Origin of the sequence: Pauljensenia sp. 20925_1_34 (assembly GCF_041432775.1) — a bacterium.
Lineage (GTDB): Bacteria > Actinomycetota > Actinomycetes > Actinomycetales > Actinomycetaceae > Pauljensenia.
This window is the reverse complement of record NZ_JAPWAG010000017.1, coordinates 1-12,592: the sequence shown is the minus strand read 5'-3', so window position 1 is coordinate 12,592 and position 12,592 is coordinate 1. Positions and strand designations below refer to the sequence as shown.

The following is a 12,592-nucleotide window of genomic DNA, read 5'->3' as shown; positions in this document are numbered from 1 at the left end:
ATCTGCAATGACTAACAAGAAGCAGCACGCTGGCGCGCCCATTAAGGCGCTGCTCGGCCGCAAGCTCGGCATGACCCAGGTCTGGAATGCCGACGGCCACCTCGTGCCCCTGACTGTCGTGCAGGTCGGCACCAACGTCGTGACCCAGGTTCGTACCGAAGAGGTCGACGGCTACTCCGCTATTCAGCTTGGCTTCGGTGAGATTGACTCCCGTAAGGTCACCAAGCCCCTGCAGGGCCACTTCGAGAAGGCCGGGGTTACCCCCCGCCGTCACCTCGCTGAGGTCCGCACCTCCGAGCACGACTCCTACGAGCTCGGCCAGGAACTCGACGCCGCCACCTTCGAGGCTGGCCAGTCCGTCGACGTCTCCGGCACCACCAAGGGCAAGGGCTTTGCCGGCGTTATGAAGCGTCACGGCTTCGCCGGCGTTTCCGCCTCCCACGGTGCGCACCGCAACCACCGTAAGCCCGGCTCGATCGGCGCTTGCGCGACCCCCGGTCGCATCTTTAAGGGCCTGCGCATGGCCGGCCGCATGGGTGGCAACCGTCGTACTGTTCAGAACCTGACGATCCAGGCCGTGGACACCGAGAAGGGCCTGCTGCTCATCAGCGGCGCCATCCCGGGTCCCAAGAACGGCGTGGTCCTGGTTCGCTCCTCCGTGAAGGGTGCGTGATCATGGCTGACGATCGTAACGTTGACGTCATCGACCTCGAGGGCAAGAAGGCGGGCTCCGTCGTTCTCCCCGGTTCGACCTTTGACGTCCCCACCAACATTCCGCTGATGCACCAGGTTGTCGTCGCTCAGCTTGCGGCCGCCCGTCAGGGCACGCACGCGACGAAGACCCGCGGTGAGGTCGCTGGCGGCGGCAAGAAGCCGTTCCGTCAGAAGGGCACCGGTAACGCTCGCCAGGGCTCCATCCGTGCGCCTCACTTCACCGGCGGCGGCATCGTCCACGGCCCTCAGCCGCGTGACTACGACCAGCGCACCCCCAAGAAGATGAAGCAGGGCGCTCTGCGCTCCGCTCTGTCTGACCGTGCGCGCGCCGACCGCATCCACGTTGTCACCGCCCTGTTCGAAGGCGAGAAGCCCTCGACCAAGGCTGCTCTGGCCGCCCTGCGAGCCATCGTCGAGGACCGCCAGGCTCTCGTCGTTCTCGAGCGTGGCAACGAACTGACCGCGCTGTCCCTGCGCAACGTTCCCGAGGTTCACGTTCTGTGGGCCGACCAGCTGAACACGTACGACGTCCTGGACGCCGATGACATCGTCTTCACGCAGGCCGCCCTGGAGGCCTTCCTCGGTACCAAGGAGGAGACCAAGTGAGCACGATCGAAGCGGGCAAGAACCCCCGCGACATCATCCTGAAGCCGGTCACCACCGAGAAGTCGCTCGCCCTGATGGACCTGGGCAAGTACACCTTCGAGGTTGACCCCCGCGCGAACAAGACCGAGATCAAGATTGCCCTGGAGCGTATCTTCGGCGTCAAGATCGGTTCCATCGCCACCCAGAACCGCAAGGGCAAGACCTACCGCACCCGTAACGGGATCGGTAAGCGCAAGGACGTCAAGCGTGCCATCGTCACCGTGCGTGAGGGCACCATCGACATCTTCGGCGATCAGGCCTGAGAACCGAAGGGACATTTGAACAATGGGAATTCGCAAGTACAAGCCCACGACTCCGGGCCGTCGCTTCTCGTCCGTCTCTGACTTCGTCGAGATCACGCGCGACACCCCCGAGAAGTCGCTGCTGCGCCCGCTGCACAAGACCGGTGGCCGTAACAACAACGGCCGCGTGACCTCCCGCCACCGCGGCGGCGGCCACAAGCGCCAGTACCGCGTGATCGACTTCCGTCGTCACGACAAGGACGGCGTCCCGGCGACGGTCGCTCACATCGAGTACGACCCCAACCGCACGGCCCGCATCGCCCTCCTGCACTACGCGGATGGCGAGAAGCGCTACATCCTCGCTCCGACCGGCCTCAAGCAGGGCGATCACATCGAGGCTGGCGTTGGCGCTGACATCAAGCCCGGCAACTCCCTGCAGCTGCGCAACATCCCCCTGGGTACCGTTGTGCACGCTGTGGAGCTCTACCCGGGTGGCGGCGCCAAGATCGCTCGCTCCGCTGGTACCTCCGTGCAGCTCGTCGCTAAGGAAGGCCGCTTCGCCCAGCTGCGTATGCCCTCCGGCGAGATCCGTAACGTCGAGGCCACCTGCCGCGCCACCATCGGCGAGGTCGGCAACGCCGAGCAGTCGAACATCAACTGGGGCAAGGCCGGCCGTATGCGCTGGAAGGGCAAGCGCCCGCACGTCCGTGGTGTCGTCATGAACCCGGTCGATCACCCGCACGGCGGTGGTGAAGGCCGCACGTCCGGTGGTCGTCACCCCGTGTCGCCTTGGGGCAAGCCCGAGGGCCGTACCCGTCGTCCGAAGAAGGCGTCCGATCGCATGATCGTCCGCCGTCGCAAGACCGGCAAGAACCGCTGAGTAGGAGTCGATTGAAATGCCGCGTAGTTTGAAGAAGGGCCCGTTCGTCGACGACCACCTGCTCAAGAAGGTCGACGCCGCGAACGAATCCGGCTCGAAGAACGTCATCAAGACCTGGTCGCGTCGCTCGGTCATCACCCCGGACTTCCTGGGCCTGACCATCGCCGTCCACGACGGCCGTAAGCATGTGCCCGTTTTCGTCACCGAGTCGATGGTGGGCCACAAGCTCGGAGAGTTCGCTCCCACGCGTACTTTCCGCAGCCACGACAAGGACGATCGTAAGGGACGTCGGCGCTGAGCCGGCCCCACGGAAGAAGAGGCAGATACATGGAAGCCAAGGCGCAGGCGCGATTCATCCGCGTCACGCCCCAGAAGTCCCGCCGTGTTGTGAACGAGGTTCGCGGCAAGCGTGTTCTGGAGGCCGCCGACATTCTGCGGTTCGCCCCGCAGGCCGTCGCCACCGATGTCCGCAAGGTGCTGCTGAGCGCAGTCGCCAACTCGAAGGTCAAGGCTGAAAACGCCGGCGAGACCTTCAACGAGGCCGATCTGCTCGTGCTCGAGGCATACGTGGACGAGGGCCCGACCATGAAGCGCATCCGTCCCCGTGCTCAGGGACGCGCCGGTCGTATCCTCAAGCGCACCTCCCACATCACCATCGTGGTGGGGACCAAGGAAGACAAGAAGAAGGGAGACCGCTGATATGGGTCAGAAGGTCAACCCCCGCGGGTTCCGTCTGGGAATCACCACTGACCACCGGTCTCGCTGGTTCTCCGACTCCACCACCAAGGGACAGCGCTACGCGGATTACGTGGCCGAAGATGTCGCGATCCGCAAGTTCCTGACCGACAACCTCGAGCGCGCCGGCATCGCCGAGGTGAGCATCGAGCGCACGCGTGACCGCGTTCGCGTCGACCTGCACACCGCTCGTCCGGGCATCGTCATCGGTCGCCGTGGTGCCGAGGCCGACCGCCTGCGCGTTCAGCTCGAGAAGCTGACGGGCAAGCAGGTTCAGCTGAACATCCTCGAGGTCAAGAACCCCGACCTCGAAGCGCAGCTCGTTGCGCAGGGCATCGCCGAGCAGCTCGCTGCCCGCGTGTCCTTCCGTCGTGCGATGCGTAAGGGCATCCAGTCCGCGCAGCGCGCTGGCGCCAAGGGCATTCGTGTCCAGGTGTCCGGCCGTCTGGGTGGCGCTGAAATGTCCCGCTCCGAGTTCTACCGCGAGGGTCGCGTGCCGCTGCACACCCTGCGCGCGAACATCGACTACGGATTCCACGAGGCCCGCACGACCTTCGGTCGCATCGGCGTCAAGGTGTGGATCTACAAGGGCGACATCACCGAGCGCGAGTTCGCTCGCCAGCAGGCCGAGCAGGCCCAGCGTGGCGGCCGTCGCGACGGTCGCCGTGGCCCCCGCCGCGGTGGACGCCCCAACCAGGAGACCGCCGCGCAGCAGGCTCCCCGTGAGGCAACCGCCTCCGAGGCCGCTGCGCCCACGACCGGATCGGAGGCCTGAGCCCAATGCTCATTCCCCGTCGGACTAAGTACCGCAAGCAGCACCGTCCTCACCGCACTGGCTTCGCCTCCGGTGGCACCGAACTGGCGTTCGGCGACTACGGCATCCAGGCGCTCGAGGCTGCGTACATCACCAACCGTCAGATTGAGGCGGCTCGTATTGCCGTGACCCGTCACATTAAGCGTGGCGGTAAGGTCTGGATCAACATCTTCCCGGACCGCCCGCTGACCAAGAAGCCCGCCGAAACCCGAATGGGTTCCGGTAAGGGTGCTCCGGAGTGGTGGGTTGCCCCCGTCAAGCCCGGACGTGTCATGTTCGAGCTGGCAGGCGTCCCCGAGGAGCTCGCTCGCGAGGCCCTCAGCCGTGCCCAGCACAAGCTTCCTATCAAGACCCGTTTCGTGGTCCGAGAGGGTGGTGACATCTGATGGCAGATAAGGGTCTGACCACCGAGGCGCTCGACGCCATGGACAACGCTCAGCTCTCCAAGGAGCTGGAGAAGGCCAAGGCCGAGCTGTTCAACCTGCGTTTCGCGCAGGCCGTTGGCAACCTCGAGGATCACGGTCGCATGAAGACCGTGCGCCGCGACATTGCCCGGATCTACACCATCGCGCGTGAGCGGGAGCTTGGCTACCGCACCGCCCCGAGCACTGAGGAGTGAGCCTGATGGCAGAAACCACCGCTCGTAACGAGCGTAAGGTCCGTCGCGGCTACGTCGTCAGCGACAAGATGGACAAGACCGTTGTCGTCCAGATCGAGGACCGCGTCAAGCACGCCCTCTACGGCAAGGTCATGCGCAAGAACAAGAAGGTCAAGGTTCACGACGAGCACAACGAGTGCGGCGTCGGCGATCTCGTCCTCATCATGGAGACCCGCCCGCTGTCGGCCACCAAGCGCTGGCGCGTTGTGGAGATCCTCGAAAAGGCGAAGTGACCTTCGCTCACAGACCGAAATCCGTTCGGCAAGGCTCGACCGGTACAAACCGGGAGAGAACCGGCACGACGACAGGAGTCAATAGAAAATGATCCAGCAGGAGTCGCGACTGAAGGTCGCCGACAACACAGGGGCCAAGGAGATCCTGACCATCCGTGTTCTCGGTGGCTCGGGTCGGCGCTACGCGGGTATCGGCGACACGATCGTCGCCACCGTGAAGGACGCCATCCCCGGCGGCAACGTCAAGAAGGGCGAAGTCGTCAAGGCAGTGATCGTTCGCACGCGTAAGGAAACCCGCCGCCCCGACGGTTCCTACATTCGTTTCGACGAGAATGCGGCCGTCATCATCAACAACAATGGCGAGCCGCGTGGCACGCGTATCTTCGGCCCCGTGGGCCGCGAGCTGCGCGACAAGAAGTTCATGCGTATCGTCTCCCTCGCTCCGGAGGTGATCTGATCCATGGCAGCCAAGATTCGTAAGAATGACCTCGTCGAGGTCGTTCGCGGACGTACGTCCGACGAGAAGGCGCTGGCCAAGCGCAACGCCCGCCGCGCCGAGGAGGGCCTCGAGCCCTTGAAGCCCGGCGATAAGGGCAAGCAGGGCCGCGTCATCCAGGTGTTCCCGGCCGAGGGCAAGGTCCTCGTCGAGGGCATCAACCTCAAGACGCGCCACGTGCGCCAGGGCCAGCAGGGTAGCGCTGGCGGCATCGAGACCATCGAGGCCCCCATCTCGCTGTCCAAGGTCGCTCTGGTCGACCCCGAGACCAAGAAGCGCGTCCGCGTCGGTTTCCGCGAGGACACCGTTGAGCGCGGCGGCCGCACCCGCACCGTCCGAGTCCGCGTGGCTCGTGGTGGCGCGAAGCGCGGCGTTGAGCAGGGCAAGGAGATCTGAGCATGGCCCCGCGTCTGAAGGAAAAGTACAACTCCGAGATCCGCGAGGCGCTCCGTGCTGAGTTCAAGCACGAGAACGTCATGCAGGTCGGCGGACTGACGAAGATTGTCGTCAACATGGGTGTCGGCGAGGCCGCTCGCGACTCGAAGGCACTCGAGGGCGCTATCCGCGACCTTACCGCGATCACCGGCCAGAAGCCCGTGACCACCCGCGCCAAGAAGTCCATCGCGCAGTTCAAGCTGCGCGAGGGCCAGGCGATCGGTGCGCACGTCACGCTTCGCGGCGACCGCATGTGGGAGTTCCTGGACCGCCTCCTCTCGACGGCGCTTCCCCGTATCCGTGACTTCCGCGGACTGTCCTCCAAGCAGTTCGATGGTCACGGCAACTACACCTTCGGTCTCACGGAGCAGTCGATGTTCCACGAGATCGACCAGGACTCGATCGACCGAGTGCGCGGCATGGACATCACGGTTGTCACCTCGGCCACCACCGACGAAGAGGGTCGCGCCCTTCTCCGTCACCTCGGCTTCCCGTTCAAGGAGGACTGACCCATGGCCAAGACATCCCTGAAGGTCAAGGCTGCCCGCAAGCCGAAGTTCGGCGTGCGTGCCTACACCCGGTGCAACCGTTGCGGTCGTCCGCACTCGGTGTACCGCAAGTTCGGACTGTGCCGCGTGTGCCTGCGCGAGCTCGCCCACCGCGGCGAACTCCCCGGTGTCACCAAGAGCAGCTGGTAAAACGAACGTCGCAGGTCCCGGGTAACCGGAGAAACCGCGACGAGGAAGGGGAATAAACCCCCATGACAATGACAGACCCGATTGCAGACATGCTGACGCGTCTGCGCAACGCGAATCGTGCGCACCACGATGCGGTTTCCATGCCGTACTCGAAGCTCAAGAACGCGATTGCGAACATCCTGGTCGAGGAAGGCTACATTGCCTCGACCACCGTCGAGGATGCCCGCGTGGGCAAGACCCTGACGATCAACCTGAAGTACGGCTCGCACCGTGAGGCTGCGATCCAGGGGCTCAAGCGCGTGTCCAAGCCCGGTCTGCGCGTGTACGCCAAGTCCACCAACCTGCCCAAGGTCCGCGGCGGCCTCGGCGTGGCGATCCTGTCCACGTCCTCCGGCCTGCTCACCGACCGCCAGGCAGCCGAGAAGGGTGTGGGTGGGGAAGTCCTCGCCTACATCTGGTGATGAGGAGGCTGAACAATGTCGCGAATTGGTAGGAACCCCATCGCTATCCCCGCCGGCGTCGACGTCGTGATCGACGGCCAGAACGTGACCGTGAAGGGCCCCAAGGGCACCCTCTCCCACGTTGTCGCCGAGCCGATCACCGCGAAGATCGAGGACGGCCAGGTTATCGTCGAGCGTCCGAACGACGAGCGCACCTCGCGTTCGCTCCACGGACTGTCCCGCACCCTGATCGCCAACATGATCGTTGGTGTGACTGAGGGCTACAAGAAGGATCTCGAGATCACGGGTACCGGTTACCGCGTGGTTGCCAAGGGCAAGGACCTTGAGTTCTCCCTGGGCTTCTCCCACACGATCACCATCACCCCGCCCGAGGGCATCGAGTTCACGATTGCGCCGAAGTCCCAGACGCTGTTCTCGGTGTCGGGTATCGACAAGCAGCTCGTCGGTGAGACTGCTGCTCGCATCCGCAAGCTGAAGAAGCCGGAGCCCTACAAGGGCAAGGGCATCCACTACGTGGGCGAGACCATCCGTCGCAAGGTCGGAAAGGCTGGTAAGTGATGGCTTACTCGATCAAGGGCAAGGGCAAGTTCGTCGCTCGCAAGCGCCGTCACCTCCGCCTCCGCAAGAAGATCAACGGCACGCCCGAGCGTCCCCGTCTGGTCGTCACCCGTTCGAACCGCCACATGGTGGCTCAGGTCATCGACGATACGGTCGGCCACACCCTGGTGTCGGCCTCCGACATCGAGGCCGAGCTCGCTGGTGCCGAGGGTACGAAGACCGACAAGGCTCGCAAGGTTGGCGCTCTGATCGCCGAGCGTGCGAAGGCTGCCGGTATCTCCGCTGTCGTGTTCGACCGCGGTGGTAACAAGTACGCAGGTCGCGTTGCGGCCGTTGCCGAGGCCGCCCGTGAGGGCGGACTCGAGCTGTGAACGAGCCGAAAGAAAGAGAGATCATCTGATGGCTGCACAGCAGCGAGACAGGAACGGTTCGGGCGCGGGCGAGAACAACGATCGCCGTGAGCGCCGCTCCGGCCGCGGCAACGATCGCGATAACCGCCGGAACAACGAGAACAAGAACGAGTACATCGAGCGCGTCGTTACCATCAACCGCGTCTCCAAGGTCGTGAAGGGTGGACGTCGTTTCTCCTTCACCGCCCTGGTTGTCGTGGGTGACGGCGAAGGCACGGTGGGCGTCGGCTACGGAAAGGCCAAGGAAGTTCCCCAGGCCATTTCCAAGGGCGTCGAGGAGGCGAAGAAGAACTTCTTCCGCGTCCCGATGATCCGCCGCACGATCACGCACGTGGTGCAGGGCCGCGATACCGCCGGTATCGTCCTGCTCCGTCCGGCCGCCCCCGGTACCGGCGTTATCGCCGGTGGCCCGGTGCGCGCCGTCCTGGAGGCCGCGGGCGTCCACGACGTGCTCACCAAGTCGCTGGGCTCGTCCAACGCGATCAACATCGTCCACGCGACGGTTGACGCACTTAAGCAGCTCGAGCAGCCCGAGGCTGTCGCCGCTCGTCGCGGCCTGCCCCTCGAGCGCGTTGCTCCCGCGTCCATGCTGCGCGCTCGCGCAGAGGGCGAGGCCGAGAAGCGCGCGGCTGCCGAGGCCGCCGAGGCCGACAAGGCCGCTGCAGGGGAGGCTAAGTGATGGCGAAGAACATCAAGATCACGCAGGTCAAGTCCTCTGCTCACGCGAAGCAGAACATGAAGGACACGCTGCGCACCCTCGGGCTGCGCAAGATCGGCCAGAGTGTCGTGCGTGAGCAGACGGATGCCGTTCTGGGCGCCGTTCGCACCGTGCGTCACCTGGTGACCGCTGAGGAGGTCGACTGACAATGGCGGACTCCACGAAGAAGACGCAGATCGTTAAGCTGCACCACCTGCGTCCTGCCCCCGGAGCCAAGACCGCCAAGACCCGCGTGGGTCGCGGTGAGGGTTCTAAGGGTAAGACCGCTGGCCGTGGCACCAAGGGCACCAAGGCCCGTTACCAGGTTGCTGCCGGCTTCGAGGGTGGCCAGATGCCGATCCACATGCGTCTGCCGAAGCTTCGCGGCTTCAAGAACCCCTTCCGCGTTGAGTACCAGGTCGTGAACGTTGGCAAGCTCGGGGAGCTCTTCCCCGAGGGCGGCAAGGTCACGGTTGAGGATCTCATCGCCAAGCACGCCGTTCGCGACTCCGCGCCCGTCAAGGTGCTCGGTACCGGCGAACTGAGCGTCAAGCTCGAGGTCGAGGTCGACTCCTGGTCGTCCTCCGCCGAGGCAAAGATCACTGCCGCTGGCGGGTCCATTTCGGCCCGCTGAGGTGAACGGGGGTGGTCCTGTGAGGGACCACCCCCGTTATCTTTGCCCTCAACGCGCTGACGAGGGGTGTCAAGCGGCCCTTCTCGCGCAAAAGCAACTCGCTGTAGGAGCGGGCTGCGCGCACGACGTGTTTCGTTAAATACGCGAAAGTGCGTTCTTTATAATGATTGGATCTCGCCATTTGTTACCCGTGTCGGGTAAGCTAAGTCAGTCTAGGGGCTTTTGCCCCGCTGCCCATCACCCGTAGGAGGAAGCCTTGCTCGGTGCATTTGCCCAGGCGTTCCGTACCCCCGACTTGCGTCGGAAGCTGCTCTTTACCCTGTTCATCATGGCCGCGTTCCGGCTGGGTTCGTTCATTCCGACACCCGGCGTCGACTCGCAGGCTGTGCAGCGCTGTATGGCGCAAGAGTCTCAGGCCTCGCTGCTTGACCTCGTGAACCTGTTCTCGGGTGGTGCTCTGCTGCAGCTGTCGATCTTCGCGCTGGGCATCATGCCCTACATCACCGCGTCGATCATCATCCAGCTTCTGAGGGTCGTCATCCCGCGTTTCGATGACCTCCACAAGGAAGGTCAGACCGGACAGGCGAAGCTGACGCAGTACACGCGTTATCTGACGATCTTCCTGGGCGTCCTCCAGGCCACGACGACGATCTCGCTGGCCCGCAGCGGCCAGCTCTTCCAGGCCTGCTCCGAGCCCGTTATTCGCGATCATTCGGTCCTGACCTTCATCATGATGATCATCGTCATGATGGCCGGTACCGGCGTCATCATGTGGCTCGGCGAGCTCATCACGGAGCGCGGCATCGGCAACGGTATGTCCCTCCTGATCTTCACCTCGATTGCCGCTCGTCTGCCCGAGCAGCTTCTGTCGATCGGCCAGGCTGGCAAGTGGGGTTCGGTCGCTGCGATCGTCGCGCTGCTGCTCGTCGTCGCTATCGCCGTTGTGTACATTGAGCAGGCTCAGCGCCGGATCCCGGTCCAGTACGCCAAGCGCATGATTGGGCGCCGCCAGTACGGCGGAACCACCACCTACATTCCTCTGAAGATCAACATGTCGGGCGTTATTCCCGTCATCTTCGCCTCCTCGATCCTGGCGCTGCCTCCGATGATCGCTCAGTTCGGCAAGCCTCAGGACGCCTGGGTCCAGTGGATCTCTTCGCACTTCACGCAGGGTAGCGGCTTCTACCTGACGATCTACGGGCTCATGACACTGTTCTTCGCCTTCTTCTACACGGCGATCACGTTCAACCCGGACGAGGTCGCGGACAACATGAAGAAGTACGGAGGCTTTATCCCCGGGTACCGTGCGGGTCGTCCCACGGCTGAGTACCTGCGTTTCGTGATCAACCGAATCACGACGGCCGGCGCTCTCTACCTGGTGATCATCGCCCTCCTGCCGTCGTTCGCTATCATCCCGCTGAAGCTGTCGAGCTCGCAGATGCCCTTCGGTGGTACGACGCTCCTCATCATCATCGGCGTTGGTCTGCAGACGGTGAAGGAAATCAACACTCAGCTGCAGCAGCATCACTACGAAGGATTCCTGAAATGACAGTCGTCATCCTCCTCGGCCCTCCCGGAGCTGGCAAGGGCACCCAGGCCTCGCGCATCGCTGAGCGCCTGGACATCCCCGCCATTTCGACGGGCGACATCTTCCGCGCGAACATGGCGGAGGGTACGGAGATCGGCAAGCAGGCGCAGGCTTACATGGATCGTGGCGAGTTCGTTCCGGATTCGGTCACGAACGCCATGGTGAAGGCGCGTCTGGCTGCGCCCGACACGGCCAAGGGCTTCCTGCTGGACGGCTACCCCCGCTCGGTGGAGCAGGCGCACGTCCTGCGTGACATGCTCCTGGACCTGGGCAAGTCGATCGACGTTGTCCTGGAGATTCAGGTCGATGAGGACGAGGTCGTGGAGCGTATGCTCAAGCGCGCGCAGGAGCAGCACCGCACGGACGACACGGAGCCCGTGATGCGTCACCGCCTCGAGGTCTACCACCAGCAGACCGAGCCCGTGGCGACGTACTACGTGGACCAGGACATGCTCGAGGTCGTGGATGGGCGCGGCAGCATCGACGATGTCACGGCCCGCATCTTCGCGATCCTGGATTCGGTGGCGAAGTAACTGATGCCGCACATCGAGCTCAAGACCGTCGAGCAGCTGCGGTGGATGCGCGAGGCTGGCTTGGTCGTCGCGTCGATCCACGAGTCGCTGCGCGCTGCCGTGCGCCCGGGCGTGACAACCCGCGAGCTGGACGAGGTGAGTGCCCAGGCGATCGCCGACGGTGGCGCCACGTCCAACTTCAAGGGCTACTACGGCTACCCGGCGACGGTGTGCATCTCGGTCAACGACGTGATCGTCCACGGCATCCCCGGCGACTACGAGTTGGCTCCCGGCGACATCGTGTCCTTTGACTGCGGCGCGTTCGTCGACCGCGGCGGCCGTCAGTGGCATGGCGACGCGGCGTTCAGCGTGATCGTTGGCGAGCAGTTCGTCTCTGATGAGGACTTCGCGGCCGGTATTCGCGCGTCGGGTTCGATTGCCGGTGTGGACGAGGACCTGCTGCGTGAACGTCGTCAGCTCGACGCTGTGACGCGCGAATCCCTGTGGGCGGCGCTGGCTGGCCTCGCGACCGGCAAGCGCATCAGCGCGGTCGGCAAGGCGGTCGAGACGGTTGTCGCCGAGAACGCGCTCATCAACGGCTGGGAGGCCGGCATCGTCGAAGAGTTCGTGGGACACGGCATCGGCACGAGGATGCACATGCCGCCGGACGTCCTCAACTACAACGTTCGCGGTATCCAGGCTCGCTTGAAGCCCGGCATGGTGCTGGCCGTTGAGCCGATGCTCACGCGCGGCGACATCGCCTCGCAGACGGATGACGACGAGTGGACCGTGCGCACGGTTGATGGCCGCGACGCTGCCCACTGGGAACATTCGATTGCGATCATGGCTGACGGCGTGAGCGTGCTGACCGCGCGCGACGGGGGAGTGGCTGGCTTGTCGCCCTACGGCGTCACGCCCATCTCGCTCGACTGACGCTGAGCGGAAGGGCCCGGTACTCGGTGGAGTGCCGGGCCCGACTCTTCTATCGACGAGGCCGTGGCCGCGTTAACCGTAGTCACTAGCCGCCCGGGTTCACGGTGCCTTCTGACTCTGGGACCCTGTCTTGGTGCCTGAGGGCCTGCTTGCCGCCGGGCCTGCTTGCCGCCGGGCGCCGTGGGGCGCCGCCGGGCCTGCTCTATCAATGTCGCACGTAATTCCCTCGCGACTATTTCAAACTTTGAA

At 64.4% G+C, this 12,592-nt stretch carries 23 protein-coding genes; all 23 read left to right on the top strand.

Annotated elements, in window-relative coordinates; translation table 11 throughout:
• The first annotated feature begins 7 nt into the window (after positions 1-7).
• Complete coding sequence (rplC, locus tag O3669_RS07400) at positions 8-673, top strand: 50S ribosomal protein L3 (protein ID WP_371524217.1); 666 nt, start codon at positions 8-10, stop codon at positions 671-673.
• Positions 674-675: 2 nt separating this feature from the next.
• A complete protein-coding gene (gene rplD / locus O3669_RS07395) occupies positions 676-1,320 on the top strand; it encodes a 50S ribosomal protein L4 (RefSeq protein WP_314770144.1) in 645 nt (214 codons plus the stop codon).
• Positions 1,317-1,622: a 50S ribosomal protein L23 gene (gene rplW, locus O3669_RS07390; protein WP_003790626.1), complete on the top strand. Its 306-nt coding sequence runs from the start codon at positions 1,317-1,319 to the stop codon at positions 1,620-1,622. The genes rplD and rplW overlap by 4 nt, the downstream gene beginning before the upstream one ends.
• Positions 1,623-1,644: 22 nt before the next feature.
• Entirely contained in the window at positions 1,645-2,481 is an 837-nt protein-coding gene (gene rplB, locus O3669_RS07385) for a 50S ribosomal protein L2 (RefSeq protein ID WP_034463436.1), read from the top strand.
• Positions 2,482-2,497: 16 nt separating this feature from the next.
• A complete protein-coding gene (gene rpsS, locus O3669_RS07380) occupies positions 2,498-2,779 on the top strand; it encodes a 30S ribosomal protein S19 (RefSeq protein WP_003790621.1) in 282 nt (93 codons plus the stop codon).
• Positions 2,780-2,808: 29 nt separating this feature from the next.
• On the top strand, positions 2,809-3,180 hold the full coding sequence (gene rplV / locus O3669_RS07375) for a 50S ribosomal protein L22 (RefSeq protein ID WP_003790620.1): 372 nt from the start codon (positions 2,809-2,811) through the stop codon (positions 3,178-3,180).
• 1 nt (position 3,181) lies between these two features.
• Entirely contained in the window at positions 3,182-3,991 is an 810-nt protein-coding gene (gene rpsC / locus O3669_RS07370) for a 30S ribosomal protein S3 (protein WP_295919947.1), read from the top strand.
• A 5-nt stretch (positions 3,992-3,996) separates the two neighbouring features.
• The gene (gene rplP / locus O3669_RS07365) at positions 3,997-4,416 is read left to right on the top strand and encodes a 50S ribosomal protein L16 (protein ID WP_003790615.1); all 420 of its coding nucleotides are present in this window, start codon (positions 3,997-3,999) and stop codon (positions 4,414-4,416) included.
• A complete protein-coding gene (gene rpmC, locus O3669_RS07360; protein ID WP_295919942.1) occupies positions 4,416-4,649 on the top strand; it encodes a 50S ribosomal protein L29 in 234 nt (77 codons plus the stop codon). The genes rplP and rpmC overlap by 1 nt, the downstream gene beginning before the upstream one ends.
• Positions 4,650-4,654: 5 nt before the next feature.
• Positions 4,655-4,921: a 30S ribosomal protein S17 gene (gene rpsQ, locus O3669_RS07355; RefSeq protein ID WP_003790611.1), complete on the top strand. Its 267-nt coding sequence runs from the start codon at positions 4,655-4,657 to the stop codon at positions 4,919-4,921.
• A gap of 88 nt (positions 4,922-5,009) precedes the next feature.
• The gene (rplN, locus tag O3669_RS07350; RefSeq protein ID WP_003790609.1) at positions 5,010-5,378 is read left to right on the top strand and encodes a 50S ribosomal protein L14; all 369 of its coding nucleotides are present in this window, start codon (positions 5,010-5,012) and stop codon (positions 5,376-5,378) included.
• A 3-nt stretch (positions 5,379-5,381) separates the two neighbouring features.
• Complete coding sequence (gene rplX, locus O3669_RS07345) at positions 5,382-5,813, top strand: 50S ribosomal protein L24 (RefSeq protein ID WP_295919938.1); 432 nt, start codon at positions 5,382-5,384, stop codon at positions 5,811-5,813.
• A 2-nt stretch (positions 5,814-5,815) separates the two neighbouring features.
• The gene (gene rplE, locus O3669_RS07340) at positions 5,816-6,361 is read left to right on the top strand and encodes a 50S ribosomal protein L5 (protein WP_295919934.1); all 546 of its coding nucleotides are present in this window, start codon (positions 5,816-5,818) and stop codon (positions 6,359-6,361) included.
• A 3-nt stretch (positions 6,362-6,364) separates the two neighbouring features.
• Positions 6,365-6,550, top strand: a complete 186-nt coding sequence (locus tag O3669_RS07335; protein WP_003790603.1) for a type Z 30S ribosomal protein S14 — start codon at positions 6,365-6,367, stop codon at positions 6,548-6,550.
• A gap of 62 nt (positions 6,551-6,612) precedes the next feature.
• On the top strand, positions 6,613-7,011 hold the full coding sequence (gene rpsH, locus O3669_RS07330; protein ID WP_009213212.1) for a 30S ribosomal protein S8: 399 nt from the start codon (positions 6,613-6,615) through the stop codon (positions 7,009-7,011).
• Positions 7,012-7,026: 15 nt separating this feature from the next.
• On the top strand, positions 7,027-7,569 hold the full coding sequence (gene rplF, locus O3669_RS07325; protein ID WP_295967943.1) for a 50S ribosomal protein L6: 543 nt from the start codon (positions 7,027-7,029) through the stop codon (positions 7,567-7,569).
• Entirely contained in the window at positions 7,569-7,940 is a 372-nt protein-coding gene (rplR, locus tag O3669_RS07320; protein WP_276739787.1) for a 50S ribosomal protein L18, read from the top strand. Before rplF ends, rplR begins: the two co-directional genes overlap by 1 nt.
• Positions 7,941-7,968: 28 nt before the next feature.
• Positions 7,969-8,658, top strand: coding sequence for a 30S ribosomal protein S5 (gene rpsE / locus O3669_RS07315; RefSeq protein ID WP_009054680.1), 690 nt, complete (start codon positions 7,969-7,971; stop codon positions 8,656-8,658).
• Positions 8,658-8,843: a 50S ribosomal protein L30 gene (rpmD, locus tag O3669_RS07310; protein WP_016460322.1), complete on the top strand. Its 186-nt coding sequence runs from the start codon at positions 8,658-8,660 to the stop codon at positions 8,841-8,843. The genes rpsE and rpmD overlap by 1 nt, the downstream gene beginning before the upstream one ends.
• A gap of 2 nt (positions 8,844-8,845) precedes the next feature.
• Complete coding sequence (rplO, locus tag O3669_RS07305; protein ID WP_009058534.1) at positions 8,846-9,310, top strand: 50S ribosomal protein L15; 465 nt, start codon at positions 8,846-8,848, stop codon at positions 9,308-9,310.
• 256 nt (positions 9,311-9,566) lie between these two features.
• Complete coding sequence (gene secY / locus O3669_RS07300; protein WP_295919919.1) at positions 9,567-10,859, top strand: preprotein translocase subunit SecY; 1,293 nt, start codon at positions 9,567-9,569, stop codon at positions 10,857-10,859.
• Complete coding sequence (locus O3669_RS07295; protein ID WP_295919916.1) at positions 10,856-11,431, top strand: adenylate kinase; 576 nt, start codon at positions 10,856-10,858, stop codon at positions 11,429-11,431. Before secY ends, O3669_RS07295 begins: the two co-directional genes overlap by 4 nt.
• Positions 11,432-11,434: 3 nt before the next feature.
• Positions 11,435-12,343 carry a M24 family metallopeptidase gene (locus O3669_RS07290; protein WP_314770551.1) on the top strand — a complete coding sequence of 303 codons (909 nt, stop codon included), beginning with the start codon at positions 11,435-11,437 and terminating at the stop codon, positions 12,341-12,343.
• Positions 12,344-12,592 lie beyond the last annotated feature (249 nt).

Bases quoted from the DNA above. Each gene is read 5' to 3' on its own strand.
- rplC (WP_371524217.1), top strand. From the start codon at position 8: ATGACTAACAAGAAGCAGCACGCTGGCGCGCCCATTAAGGCGCTGCTC.
- rpmD (WP_016460322.1), top strand. From the start codon at position 8,658: ATGGCGAAGAACATCAAGATCACGCAGGTCAAGTCCTCTGCTCACGCG.
- rplP (WP_003790615.1), top strand. From the start codon at position 3,997: ATGCTCATTCCCCGTCGGACTAAGTACCGCAAGCAGCACCGTCCTCAC.
- rpsH (WP_009213212.1), top strand. From the start codon at position 6,613: ATGACAATGACAGACCCGATTGCAGACATGCTGACGCGTCTGCGCAAC.
- O3669_RS07335 (WP_003790603.1), top strand. From the start codon at position 6,365: ATGGCCAAGACATCCCTGAAGGTCAAGGCTGCCCGCAAGCCGAAGTTC.
- rpsE (WP_009054680.1), top strand. From the start codon at position 7,969: ATGGCTGCACAGCAGCGAGACAGGAACGGTTCGGGCGCGGGCGAGAAC.
- rplD (WP_314770144.1), top strand. From the start codon at position 676: ATGGCTGACGATCGTAACGTTGACGTCATCGACCTCGAGGGCAAGAAG.
- rplE (WP_295919934.1), top strand. From the start codon at position 5,816: ATGGCCCCGCGTCTGAAGGAAAAGTACAACTCCGAGATCCGCGAGGCG.
- rpsS (WP_003790621.1), top strand. From the start codon at position 2,498: ATGCCGCGTAGTTTGAAGAAGGGCCCGTTCGTCGACGACCACCTGCTC.
- rpsQ (WP_003790611.1), top strand. From the start codon at position 4,655: ATGGCAGAAACCACCGCTCGTAACGAGCGTAAGGTCCGTCGCGGCTAC.
- rplB (WP_034463436.1), top strand. From the start codon at position 1,645: ATGGGAATTCGCAAGTACAAGCCCACGACTCCGGGCCGTCGCTTCTCG.
- rpsC (WP_295919947.1), top strand. From the start codon at position 3,182: ATGGGTCAGAAGGTCAACCCCCGCGGGTTCCGTCTGGGAATCACCACT.
- rplO (WP_009058534.1), top strand. From the start codon at position 8,846: ATGGCGGACTCCACGAAGAAGACGCAGATCGTTAAGCTGCACCACCTG.
- rplX (WP_295919938.1), top strand. From the start codon at position 5,382: ATGGCAGCCAAGATTCGTAAGAATGACCTCGTCGAGGTCGTTCGCGGA.
- rplR (WP_276739787.1), top strand. From the start codon at position 7,569: ATGGCTTACTCGATCAAGGGCAAGGGCAAGTTCGTCGCTCGCAAGCGC.
- rplV (WP_003790620.1), top strand. From the start codon at position 2,809: ATGGAAGCCAAGGCGCAGGCGCGATTCATCCGCGTCACGCCCCAGAAG.
- O3669_RS07290 (WP_314770551.1), top strand. From the start codon at position 11,435: ATGCCGCACATCGAGCTCAAGACCGTCGAGCAGCTGCGGTGGATGCGC.
- rplF (WP_295967943.1), top strand. From the start codon at position 7,027: ATGTCGCGAATTGGTAGGAACCCCATCGCTATCCCCGCCGGCGTCGAC.
- rplN (WP_003790609.1), top strand. From the start codon at position 5,010: ATGATCCAGCAGGAGTCGCGACTGAAGGTCGCCGACAACACAGGGGCC.
- rpmC (WP_295919942.1), top strand. From the start codon at position 4,416: ATGGCAGATAAGGGTCTGACCACCGAGGCGCTCGACGCCATGGACAAC.
- O3669_RS07295 (WP_295919916.1), top strand. From the start codon at position 10,856: ATGACAGTCGTCATCCTCCTCGGCCCTCCCGGAGCTGGCAAGGGCACC.